We start from the raw sequence: 607 nt of genomic DNA on the forward strand, positions 1-607 counted from the left end.
CGATTAATTGTTCAAATAGAATGGGCGACCGTATTTAATCGCGTTGTCGGAACCATCCAGTTCTTTGACTGCTGTACCGGTGCTTTGATTTGTCGCAAAGCCTTGAATACCGAAGTTAACACTAAAGTTGTTTTCGTATTCAGGAGAGGAGCCCGTACTGCCGATGGCTTGATTTTCCCAACCGAGTAATTGGTTAGAGTATGTCAAACCAATGTACCAACAATCAGATTGGTAACGCAGGCTTGCTAGCCATTCCATATCGGTATTTTCATTTAGGTCATAGTAGTACTGACCGCTTGCAGACCAGTTACGGTTGAACTCGTACGCCGCCACGATACCTGCTTGTGAAATACCTTTACGAGTAATAGTGTCGAGGTTTTCGAGAATGATCGTATCTTCGATGTATTCGCGAGTGACATAGCGGTAGTTACCTTGAATAAAGCCGCCGTTAAACTGATATTCCAACGTACTGTTGGCAAGCTGCATTGAGCTTAAGTCGATGTCGTACTGAACGCCACCGTGATAGAACAGGTAGTCGTTGTAGTTGAAATCAGCTTCAACTGCCCATGAAGAGTAGTTGGTTGTCTCGTCTGGAATGTTCGGGCTA

The 607-nt window shown here is 44.6% G+C and carries 1 protein-coding gene; it reads right to left on the reverse strand.

The genetic code is table 11. From position 1 onward, the window contains the following. Positions 1 to 3: 3 nt before the first annotated feature. On the reverse strand, positions 4 to 607 hold a 604-nt coding region (gene lptD, locus R8O11_RS29290), incomplete at its 5' end, for an LPS assembly protein LptD (RefSeq protein ID WP_318195132.1).

This window comes from Vibrio sp. 1288, from assembly GCF_033344475.1.